Genomic DNA, 10,954 nt, shown 5'->3' with positions numbered 1-10,954 from the left:
ATATTTAACGGAGATCATAAAAAGAATGTAGCAATATTAAAACTAGCGCATTGGTACGACAGAGTTGAAAAATCTGGGTTTAAAAGTTTTGCTACGATAATGAATACTGTCAAAATTAACTACGACGGTATTTTAAAGGATTAAGACCAAAAGTTGGGGAATAGATATTAGCCGTTAATTTCTAAACTCTTTATTTGATCATTTTTCAGCATTCATGTACTTAAGAAGTTTAACGAATGAAAAAAATAAAAAACTCACAATCAACTAATAAGAATAAAATTTAAGTGAATTTTAAAAAAATCTTGGTCAAATAAAATAAACCCTGTATATTTGCACCCGCAATGACGCAGATCTGGTAGCTCAGTTGGTAGAGCATCTCCCTTTTAAGGAGAGGGTCCTGGGTTCGAGCCCCAGCCAGATCACCAAACAGAAGTTCAATTATGGACTTCTGTTTTTTTTGCATAATAGTCAATAATAACGTCGGGGCGAGAAGTAGCATCCCGTGATAGATGAGCTTGCGATTCTTATACGGGAAGCCCCAGCCAGATCACCAATTTAATCAAAAACCCCTGATTTTACCGGGGTTTTTGATTTTATAGTGCTGAAATTAGTGTTGAAAACTTGGGTGAAATGTTCATAACCCTCAATTAAGCTCAATCCACAATATCAAAGAGTCAATGAGTTCATACATCATTTCTAACTGAAAAAAAACCATTGATTTAATATTCAACCAATCTATTTTATGGTTAATCAATTCTTGCCATTGCTGATCCCGCATCAATTATTCCATACCCTGTCAAGGAATCAACACCTAGAATGTCCGTATCTACTGCGGTTTCTTGAAGAATGAATTCAATATCTTCAGGAGCGAGATTATTATAAGTCTCTTCGTATACATCACTATCAACATTAAGATAACTCATCATTAAACCTGCTACACCAGTTTATCTTAAGATCAATAAAATGAGTTATTCGTAAATGTATCGACTCTAAAATAAAAGCGTTTCGATTACATTTAAGAAATATTAGGTTTTTTCTGTTTAGGTTGGCTAAAATTTTTGCGTAATAATGCTAAACACACAACTTTTGTTCCTGATCTCTTTTGGAACATTGCCCATTTTAATGGCATTGCAAAAGTTAAGTTTGGGTTCAATTATATCAATTAATGATCAGCTTTTCAAGGTATGAATTGTTTTCGGTGTTAATTTTTATCACATACATACCTTTTGGTAATGAGGAAATATGTAGTAAATCAAAATTATTGTCGTAGTATTCCATACGTTTTCCAGTCATATCATAAATAGCAATATTAGTCACCGTAGATAAGTCACCAGAGATGCTTACAAATTCACTGGTCGGGTTTGGATAGGCTGAGTAATTATGGTTTACATGATGTTCATTTTCGTCCTCACCTAAATAACCACCAGAATATTTTACTACGTATAAAGATCTTACATCCGAGTTTCTTTCGCAATCATCATAATCACAAAATTTGGCTTGTTTGTAAAATGTACCTGTACCGATAATATTCGCATCTAAATCGAATAGAAATTCACTTGGAAGTTCAGTACTATCTCCGGTAATCACTTGTGAATGTACAATAAAGCCGTCTGGGTTTAAAATATGGAAATAGGTATCCTTTTCGTTTGCAGAGGGAATTTCTATATCTTCACCAGTTATCTCAGTCATACCCCCCGTAAACCAGCCGGATAGTAACACGTTGTTATTATAGTCAGTCGCAAGACTAGCAACATTAGCTGTTTTTAACGTTTTTATTGGCTGAAGCCATTCACGATTTCCTTCCGTGTCCAGTTTTTGTATATATGATATTACTGAGTCTGAAGATGTGTTTATGAAAAGGGTATCTGTCTCTGTGTAAAAGTATAAATACCTATCTGCTCCAGCTGTATAAATTGATCCTGTATTATCGGTTGCTATAGGAACGTCCGAAATTATGTTTGTTGAGCCTCGAACAGTCTTGCCCCATTGGATTTCATTGTCTTCATTTAGTTTAAAGACGAAATGAAAAAAATCATGTAGACCTGTCATCCCTTCGGCTGATTCTCCAACTATATATTCCCCCTCTTCAGTTGGATCTAGGTCCACTTCAGCGTTTACAATATAACCGGATGCTATAATATGATTATTTATATCACAAGTTAAGTCAAGAATATCAAAATGAGCAGCGTACCATGTGGACTCACTATAAACTTCAAATTTATGTCCCCAAATCCAATTACCATCATTGTCTAATCTTAGAATAAAGCTTTGGGGATACAAAAGGTCGTTCGATATCACTAGTGAATCTGCTGGGTCATCCGAGAGACTTAGATCCACTGTATTCCACAGATGTGCCCCGGCTACAACAACTTCGTCATTTTTGTCAATGACAACATTTGTTATTTCAAAAATTGGCACAGATAAAGGGTCATATTCTTGATAATAATGACACCATTGGTATTCACCTTCTGAATTTAGCTTTAAAATAAATGGGTTATTATATTCGATTACAGCTGCATCAATCCCTGGACCTGGATCAAAATCAACATTTCCCTCGTATTTACCTACCAAAAATATATTGTCATCACTATCAACTTCAACATCTGCTCCATAGATAAATGATTCTAATGTTAAAACTTCAAAATGTTTTCTCCAAATAGTAGTTCCGTCGGAGCTGACTTTATGGATTACGCACAGTTCTTGTCCTTCTTCTGACAGGACTTGACTAACAGAGATAACATTGTTGTCCGAATCTATTGTAATGTCTTGACCTTGTGATACACCTGAGGTGTCATTGTCGGTTTTTATCCATTCTGGATAATATTCTACATATTGTGAAAAACCACTAAACGCTGCCAGGAAAATACCTGCCAGCAATAACTTTAAAATTACGTTGAATGATTTCATTTTCATTTAATTACGTTTATGTATTGTTGTTGATTATCCACTTCCACATGATATACGTAATTTCCGTGCGACAAGTCGCTCAAATCGACAACAAATTTAGTCAGACCAGCATTAAAAAATCCAGTATATATCTCTTTAATTAAACGCCCCTCTATATCTAGTAAATGTATAGTTCCTTCAGCTGATTTCTCAAGTTCTATTTCTAATGTTTGTGAGTTTATTGCAGGGTTTGGGTAAACAAAAATATTTTGGTTTATTTTTTCTTCATCTACTGTCGCATAGGCAATTGTATCCTTTAAATATAAAGTGTATGCCATCAATGGTAAATACTCCGGGTCATCTAATGAACCAGGCCAATATCCAAGTGGATTACCATCCAAATCCCATACCTCATAATAATATGTATTCATTTCTGCCCCAGTTTCATTAGCCCAGACCATGGTTACTCGCTCTCTTGGTTCTACTTCGCCATCGTTAGGTAAAGCAAAGTAGTTTGATGAACTATGTCTTGGCCAATATTCCAAAACCTCTTGTCCTGGGATTAATTCGTGATGCGATATACCGTTTATTTGACGGATTGTAACCACATAATCGACCCCGTCCGTGAACCAGTCTCCAGCGGTATTTTCATATGGTTCTGATAAACGAACAGTGTCACCAATTGAGTAAACGGTAACCGAAATATCAGAATCACAAGTGTCCGTATCGAAGTGTTTAACAACGAAATCATCTTCATCAACCATTTGCAAAGCGGCTCCAGCGTTTAGAAGTCCGTAGCCCGTATAGATGTCTTTACCGGGAAATGCTATGCTGTCATGATCTATTGCAGTTGCCTCCAAGATAAATTCAACATCTTCAGGTGCTAAGTTTTCATAATGATCGCCTTTGGTGTTGATATAACTGAGTAATAATCCTGCAGTACCAGATACAAATGCCGCCGCAGCCGATGTGCCGCTAGTAACATTATACTTATCATAAACTTCCGTATCATCTGGTGTGTAATTTCTCGTTGACTTTCCTTGAATTCGATTCGAAGGTGCAGCAACATCGATATCCCAACCCCTGGAAGTCTCGTCATAAATATAACCATCACCATCCATGTCTAGGTCTTCACCTAATCCAACACCATCATGATATTTACCATCAATTCCTGTGCCTCCCACTGAGATTATCCAATCCTCATCTAACACAGCAGGATAATTATCATGTCCAACATCGCTACCTACTTCTTGCATTTTACCTGAATTACCTCTTGAAGCTATAACTACTACACCACATCTATTAGCAAAATGATATGCTTCTGTCAATAAACGAATATTTGTATCGATTTCCATGTTGGTCCAGCTTGCGAAATTCCCCAACTATTGTTCATAATATGTACGCCATAATTAAAAGCTGAATCTCCAGTGATCGCAGAACCAACTACTGCATTAGCAATATAATCAACTATTACATCTGGATCACCAGTTTCATGATTATTAAAGGACATATTAAGCGCATAAATTGAGCAACCAGCACTATCCAAGGTTCCTGAGTCAAGTAAATTTCCACCGGCAACACCGGCCATTCCTATTTCATTGTTTCTGTTGGCCCCAATAATACCAGCCATTTGAGTTGCATGTATATTAAGATTGTCGTATTCAGTACCTTCAAAAATATGCTTATTTTGTTTAAAATCCCAGCCATCAATTTTAGTACTATCTGGAGAACTAGCTAAAATAAAGTCTTCATGGTCATACATGACCGGGTTAGTTTCCAAAAGCGCAATTTTTATATGCCTCTGACCTGTCTCATAATCCCACGCTGGAAAAATGTTAATACCTTGTACTGTATCTATTCCAGTGTATAAAGATCCATCAAGGCCAGGTTGACCATTTAACATTCCTCCATAAATTAATTCATCATTTGGCATAGAATTTTGCTGACCAAGCAAATTCAAATTGGAATATCGAATATCTGGTGACAGTTTCATCAATTCATTAGATGCCTCTATGATGTCTACTCCATCCGCAAATTCAAAAACAAACGTCGACCAGAAATTTGGTATTTTTATTGTTCGACCGGTTCTTGAAATAGTAGTTTTATCCTGTGTAGTTAAGGTTGTGAATATTCTATGTACGCTAATTCCGCAATCACTCTGAGAACAAATGTTACTCAATTGATTTTCAATGTCATCTACAAAATCTTCGTTGAAAATTTCATTTATTGACCACCACTTTTTATCTAGGTTATCAATTTCGGCGTGATTGACCAAATCAGGATTAACTTTAATAATTAGCTGTTTCGTAGCGTAAATAGATCTTCCAGTCTCAGGGTCGTTAAATGTATTCGTGCTCCGATCCTTAGCGGAATATTTAATTGACTGCATTTGTTGGCTTAATCCATTTTGCTTGAAACCAGTAACATAAACATCTGAACCACTAACGCTTAAATCAACTCCTATCTCATTTGTATAGACTCCGGTCTGCTTTTCTATGTATCGTATATCTCCATTGCTTAAGAAATTATAAAGCATAAATCCTACAGAGATGTCAGAGTTTATAGATCCAAGAACATAAACATTTTCCCCTTCTAAAGCAATACGGGAAAAGACACCACCGTTTGCCGTATTGATGTTACCTTCTTCTTTTATCCAGATTTCTTCTCCCGAAGAGTTATATTTGATCAGCAGTGATTTGGTTTTATCACCACCTTTTCCAGTGTACCCTGCAACGTATACATTACCTACAGCATCAACTTCTATATCGAATGATTCATCATCATGATCAGCTCCAAAGTTTTTAACCCAAACTAAGCTTAATGTAGAGGTCAATTTAATCGTTTGGATGTCCTTTTGTCCGTCTTCCTCGAAATAACCCGTAACGTAGATGTTGTTATCAGCATCTACAGCCATACCATTAACATCAGACAAACTGGCTCCTAGCGCATTGGATCTCACAGTGTCTGTTATTACACCAGTACCTGGGGTTATATGACAAAGAGCGACATCCCATTCGCTAATATCTTCTTGAGATAAACCACTAACGAAAAGTAGTCCTCCTTGCACATATACAGAGTTTGCTCCATCATGAAGTCCTACGTGATCATAATAGGTATCCCACAATTAAGTGCCGGTGGATGATATTTTGATAGTACCAAAATCAGAATTACCATCTGTGGCCTGGCTACCTCCAGTTAAGTAAATATCCCCAGTCCCATCTATGTGAAGATCTGAAGGAATATCGATACCATTGCCTACTCCATTCCATCCTGTATTCCAAATTTGCGAACCGTCTAAACGATCATATTTAAAAATCGCATAATCATAATCGGAAACTGAATTTTCAAGTGCTGCAGCCACAATAACATTGCCATCCGGAGCGATTGCAATATCCACCCCATAATCATCTCCTTCAGAAAGGGTTCCAGTTTCGGTTGTTACCCAAATTGTATCACCTTGTGGTGTATAGGCAATAGTCATAACATCAATATCACCCGTTTCTGAAATGACGTTACTTGTAGCAAATAACACATTTCCATGAAACACATTTTTTACATGTTGAATTTCATTACTGATTAGGCCGGTAGTTGTAGACCACTCCTTATTTACAGAAGTCTGGCTAAACACCCCTATTGGAAGAATAGCCAATCCGGTGAACAACAGTTGACTTATTTTTCTTTTCATAATTTATATTTTGGTTTGTGAAAAACTTGTAAGCCGTTAAACTTCATTAATTCAACCTGATCTTTAATGTTAAAAATTAACTCCAATGCCAAAATAAAATTTCGTCATATTTCTTGAAGTTCCCTTATCCCAGTCATAATCAAATTGTAGGTTCTTTTTTGAATCACGCACGTATGGGAACAAAGTGTGTTCTGTCCCAATTTTGAAATGAAGGAACTTGCCCAATTGGTGACGATAATGAATTCCGCACGGAAACCCAATATCAGCTATAGTATGCACAGATCCGTATGAACTGCCAGGTCCTAGAGCGCCGCCATGAACACCACCATGAACAAGTTCGGAGCCTGCCCTAAACATTAACCCAAGGGCTACAGATAATTGCGATAAATTCAAATCAAACAACGACCGACGATAATTAAGCTGACCTGAAACAAAATATTTTTTAAAAACTGTTCCAGATTCCATTTCAAATCTACTCTTTTGGTAATTATGATAATAATAATTGGTTGATAATGACAAGGCATTTATTGGATCTATCAACCGGACATATTCAAGTCCGTAACCACTTGATAATGCATACTTGTCATAATATTCACTTCTGTAAAGAATAGGTAGTCCGTCGTAACCTGTGTAAATGTTATAAGTTATTGTCAACTCATTTTTGTTACTATACATCTGTTTATCTTCCATTTCCTGTGAAGAAACATGATTTAACAAACTAAAGCCAATGACCAAAAGTTTATACCTGAGTTGATAAGTCATTGAACAATAATTTTTTGGTTAATTGAACTTACCTGATCAGTTAATCTTAACAAGTAAACTCCTTTAGATACATCAGGTAATTCTAATAAAGTTAATTGGTTATATGTATTATAACTAAAAATTAAATTTCCACGGAGATCAAACAATAAAACTTCAAACTTCTCGTGATTATCCCATTTTATCGTTATTTGATTATCGATGGTTGGATTAGGGTAAATCCTACAAAATTCTGTTTCTTCGAGAGATTTGATTGATGAAAAACCGGGACAATCACTTGGTTCACCTAATCCCACAGCATACCATGCGTCAATTGTTTGATGCTGTTGATTCGAGCACTCACCAAAAATGAGTCTTGCAGCTTGAATTGTTGCTTCCATCGATTCATGGTATTGAGCTTCATGATTTAAATTAAACATCATTGCGAACCATGCTATTAACAATGCGTCATCTTCACCAATTCCTTCTACTTCATAACTGTCATCATTGTCATTTGTTCCTGTTCCTCCTTCTGAAAGTAAATAAAACCAATGATTTTGAACACCTGCTTTGGCATGTTTATCACCGTTCGATAACGGACAGAAGTAATCAGTCCAATAATCACCTAAGTAGGTGTCCGGGTTCCCCAATGTCTGCCCACAAACGGGAGTATTGTGTAAACCATATGACTTTGAATCCGATAGTGAACGTGCGTTGGCACCGGGTATAGCTGTCAACCAATCTGTGCTTGACTCTATTTCACCATATATAGTATATCTTTGAGCCATTAATCCAAAAATATCCGCAAAAGATTCATTTATTGCGCCGGGTTCGTCTTCAGAACCCAGACCTTCATGCAAATTATGTCTTATTATGCCGTGCGTATACTCATGCGCGACAACATCCGCATAATCGCCTGTAGAATACCCTCCATAGTGGTCAAAAGTCAAATAATCTCTTTTAATCCAACCTTCGTAACTATAATATGTTTGAGACCCATCAGTAGTGGGATGTTCCACACTGACTCTTACTTCACCATTTACTCCGTCAGGTCCATGTCTCAAAAATACTTCACTAAAAAAACTCCATGCTTGCATTGCATACCAATGAACCGTTGTTGCCTTATTCTCGTGAAAATCCCAAGGCTCATCATTTTTGTCGATCTCACCTCTCAATGAAAATTGTTCATTCGTTGACTTCTTTGTATGAATATGCATGTCGCCGTTATCTGTTTCTAAAACAAAATCGTTATTAGGCCACCCTCGTGCCCGCGTATCGATTATACGATCACCTGTGTTTGTTATATGTGCAATCCCATCATGATGTTTGAGAGATAATTCTCTAAAAACTTCACCTGTATTGGCATCCACATAATACCTCGCATGCTTATTAGGTGTTAGCATTAAAACATCAAATATATAGGTTAAACGATACCGACTGGCTGGCACATAAAAATCAAGATTTTTATAGTTATCAAGAGCTAAAATTAATTCACCAGTTGGCTCATAAGTTGCTGTAGAATCACCCAACTCAGATTTTAATTCATTTTCCCAAGAATTGACTTCCCAAGCTAAAAGACATTGAGAAGGAAATGTATTGAGCAATGCTTGTTTTGCATCAGGCTCCGACAATTGTGGCGTTACTGACAAATCCAGTTCAATAGCAAATCGGGCATTTGTATATATTAATTTTTCGTTAATATCAAAATGCTCGGAGGCATAACCTCCCTCTACCGGCACGTCCTTATAGGTTTGACGGTAATGATAGTGTGTCATGTACAAGGTACTATCTACCATAGTTTTCACCAAAACAGCATTGTTGTCATAATCGTCTGCAATTAAACGATATTGCTCAAAACATTCACCCGGTTCGAAATCATTATCTTGCCAATACATAAAGCCGTGCCTTATTGTGTCAGTTAATAATGTATCAATCATTATGTGATAATTACCTAGTTGAGCGATTGAATTTGTTGAATAAAAATTCCGCAAAATAATGTTACTTTAAACAGTATTTTTTTCATAATAAATGGTTTAGGTTAAATAGATTATTCTCTAAGTATATTTCTTATACTTGTCATTAGCAAGTTAGACACAAATACATTCAAAACCAAATGAAAAATCAATTAATTAGTTAAAAAACAGTAAAATACGTATTTTTAAAAACACGTACTTTCATCTACGTAATCTCAAATTTCACCTACGTGTTCATTTGGAAACCCCCATTAATTGGGCAATTTTGTTTTACTAATTAATTTTCGATAACGGAATTTTCGCTCAAGTTGTTTTCTATTGACACAACCTGTTTTTTCAAAAATATTTGAAGCATGTTTGGAAACTGTCTTTTCCGAGATGTGCAATTTTTCCGAAATTTCACGGTATTTATACTTTTCAAGAATAAATAGGAACACTTCCTTTTCACGTGGTGTAAGAAGTTTATTTGGTACTGGGAAGAATATTTTTCTTCCAACTTGGGTCACCTGTCGTAATATATTGATTATTCGGTGCAACAAAATCTAATATTTTACCTGTTCAAGCAGATCAATGAGGCTTTCTATGGGTTTGTTAATTTCATAAATACCAAATGCACCAGAAAGAACCAGACGATTTTGATAAAACGAATTATCCCAAAATGTCATAATAATTAAATCAGTCCCTGGAAAAAGATTTTTAAAGGTGGAAACAAATAGAAAAAGATCTTTAATTGATCTGTCTAAACAAATTAATAAAAACTTAACGTTTGCGATTTTTCCTGATTGGAATACTCGGTCAAACGAAGGAAAAATACCTTTGATTTCAATGGAATCAGAAAGTTCGGAAATCAATTTGGCTAATATATTACCATATTTTTGATGAGGTGTAGAGATTAGGATTGGGATTTGTGTTTTTTTCATACGAGTGGGTTAATGAATCGCCACTCTTAGTTATTAAAACCATGAGGGGTGGAACGTTGACAAATCTGCACAAGAGGTACCGCCAAGCACCCACACGTTAAATAAGCAAGAACCACCCCATAGGGATGCGTTGCTATTAATTTTGACTTGTTTAAAATTGGCGGTTTCTGTTCCAAGAATTAAAGCTTCACACTAAGTTATTATGTATCAATCAAAAAATTTACTCTATATATGTTTATTTTTTGTTTACCTCATAAAAGTATTAAAATTTGATTGAATGACATTATTCATAAATCCTAATCATGTCTGAAATTCCAATATAAAAAGGAATTTCTGATACTTTTCTACGTTATTTCATGACGTTAAAAAGGTGATCAAAAAAATAACTGCCCGTTTTCAACCCACTCTTCAAACACCTATAAATACAGCGATTCTAAAAGTGCCCGACCGCATAAATCGGTTAAAACGGGCAAATAATTCTTGTTATAAAAGACATTTTATGGCGTTAAAAAAAGAAAGGTTCTTAACAAATTGAACAAACAAATGGAAATTACAAAAAACAAAACAGTAAATGTACTCCTGTTAAATGTGTTATTACCGATAGTGGTAACCGTGGTTGCAACCGTTGTGATCGACAAGATCAAAGCAGACAATGAATCTACAGGAGGAACTAAAACGGCGTCCCAGCCGGCTCAGAAAGTTCAGGAAACAACTGAGACAGAAGTTACAGAAACAGTCTAACAGCAAGTATT

10 protein-coding genes and 1 tRNA gene are annotated in these 10,954 nt (G+C 35.8%); 2 read left to right on the top strand and 9 right to left on the bottom strand.

Going from position 1 to position 10,954, the window contains the following annotated elements; genetic code table 11:
* Positions 1 to 349: 349 nt before the first annotated feature.
* A tRNA-Lys gene (locus tag A8143_RS03130) sits at positions 350 to 425 on the top strand.
* A gap of 321 nt (positions 426 to 746) precedes the next feature.
* On the opposite strand, the gene A8143_RS16980 is transcribed toward A8143_RS03130, so the two are convergent.
* The 9 genes from A8143_RS16980 to A8143_RS03085 form a co-directional block, all read right to left on the bottom strand.
* On the bottom strand, positions 747 to 926 hold the full coding sequence (locus tag A8143_RS16980) for a hypothetical protein (protein WP_066756122.1): 180 nt from the start codon (positions 924 to 926) through the stop codon (positions 747 to 749).
* 232 nt (positions 927 to 1,158) lie between these two features.
* Positions 1,159 to 2,907: a T9SS type A sorting domain-containing protein gene (locus tag A8143_RS03120; protein WP_066756119.1), complete on the bottom strand. Its 1,749-nt coding sequence runs from the start codon at positions 2,905 to 2,907 to the stop codon at positions 1,159 to 1,161.
* A 2-nt stretch (positions 2,908 to 2,909) separates the two neighbouring features.
* Positions 2,910 to 4,241 (bottom strand): S8 family serine peptidase, encoded by a 1,332-nt coding sequence (locus tag A8143_RS03115; RefSeq protein ID WP_066756116.1) that lies wholly within the window; start codon positions 4,239 to 4,241, stop codon positions 2,910 to 2,912.
* Positions 4,211 to 6,010 carry a S8 family serine peptidase gene (locus A8143_RS03110; RefSeq protein WP_066756113.1) on the bottom strand — a complete coding sequence of 600 codons (1,800 nt, stop codon included), beginning with the start codon at positions 6,008 to 6,010 and terminating at the stop codon, positions 4,211 to 4,213. Before A8143_RS03110 ends, A8143_RS03115 begins: the two co-directional genes overlap by 31 nt.
* The gene (locus A8143_RS03105) at positions 6,011 to 6,571 is read right to left on the bottom strand and encodes an NHL repeat-containing protein (RefSeq protein ID WP_066756111.1); all 561 of its coding nucleotides are present in this window, start codon (positions 6,569 to 6,571) and stop codon (positions 6,011 to 6,013) included.
* A 69-nt stretch (positions 6,572 to 6,640) separates the two neighbouring features.
* Entirely contained in the window at positions 6,641 to 7,333 is a 693-nt protein-coding gene (locus A8143_RS03100) for a hypothetical protein (RefSeq protein WP_066756109.1), read from the bottom strand.
* Complete coding sequence (locus A8143_RS03095; RefSeq protein ID WP_139134253.1) at positions 7,330 to 9,246, bottom strand: M4 family metallopeptidase; 1,917 nt, start codon at positions 9,244 to 9,246, stop codon at positions 7,330 to 7,332. The genes A8143_RS03100 and A8143_RS03095 overlap by 4 nt, the downstream gene beginning before the upstream one ends.
* Positions 9,247 to 9,533: 287 nt before the next feature.
* Positions 9,534 to 9,788, bottom strand: a complete 255-nt coding sequence (locus A8143_RS17355; protein ID WP_066756104.1) for a response regulator transcription factor — start codon at positions 9,786 to 9,788, stop codon at positions 9,534 to 9,536.
* A gap of 36 nt (positions 9,789 to 9,824) precedes the next feature.
* On the bottom strand, positions 9,825 to 10,202 hold the full coding sequence (locus tag A8143_RS03085) for a hypothetical protein (RefSeq protein WP_066756101.1): 378 nt from the start codon (positions 10,200 to 10,202) through the stop codon (positions 9,825 to 9,827).
* Between the two features lie 543 nt (positions 10,203 to 10,745).
* Between A8143_RS03085 and A8143_RS03080 the strand changes: the two genes are divergently transcribed.
* A complete protein-coding gene (locus A8143_RS03080) occupies positions 10,746 to 10,943 on the top strand; it encodes a hypothetical protein (protein WP_066756099.1) in 198 nt (65 codons plus the stop codon).
* Positions 10,944 to 10,954: the final 11 nt, after the last annotated feature.

The sequence above is a fragment of the Crocinitomix algicola genome (genome assembly GCF_001661595.2).
GTDB classification, from domain to species: Bacteria; Bacteroidota; Bacteroidia; order Flavobacteriales_D; family Crocinitomicaceae; genus Crocinitomix; species Crocinitomix algicola.
Note: the sequence above shows the minus strand (reverse complement) of the source record. Positions and strands in the feature narration are given on the sequence as shown.

Excerpts from the sequence above, each read along its gene's own strand:
- A8143_RS16980 (WP_066756122.1), bottom strand. The coding sequence starts at position 926 with ATGATGAGTTATCTTAATGTTGATAGTGATGTATACGAAGAGACTTAT.
- A8143_RS03120 (WP_066756119.1), bottom strand. The coding sequence starts at position 2,907 with ATGAAATCATTCAACGTAATTTTAAAGTTATTGCTGGCAGGTATTTTC.
- A8143_RS03115 (WP_066756116.1), bottom strand. The coding sequence starts at position 4,241 with ATGGAAATCGATACAAATATTCGTTTATTGACAGAAGCATATCATTTT.
- A8143_RS03105 (WP_066756111.1), bottom strand. The coding sequence starts at position 6,571 with ATGAAAAGAAAAATAAGTCAACTGTTGTTCACCGGATTGGCTATTCTT.
- A8143_RS03100 (WP_066756109.1), bottom strand. The coding sequence starts at position 7,333 with ATGACTTATCAACTCAGGTATAAACTTTTGGTCATTGGCTTTAGTTTG.
- A8143_RS03095 (WP_139134253.1), bottom strand. The coding sequence starts at position 9,246 with ATGATTGATACATTATTAACTGACACAATAAGGCACGGCTTTATGTAT.
- A8143_RS03085 (WP_066756101.1), bottom strand. The coding sequence starts at position 10,202 with ATGAAAAAAACACAAATCCCAATCCTAATCTCTACACCTCATCAAAAA.
- A8143_RS03080 (WP_066756099.1), top strand. The coding sequence starts at position 10,746 with ATGGAAATTACAAAAAACAAAACAGTAAATGTACTCCTGTTAAATGTG.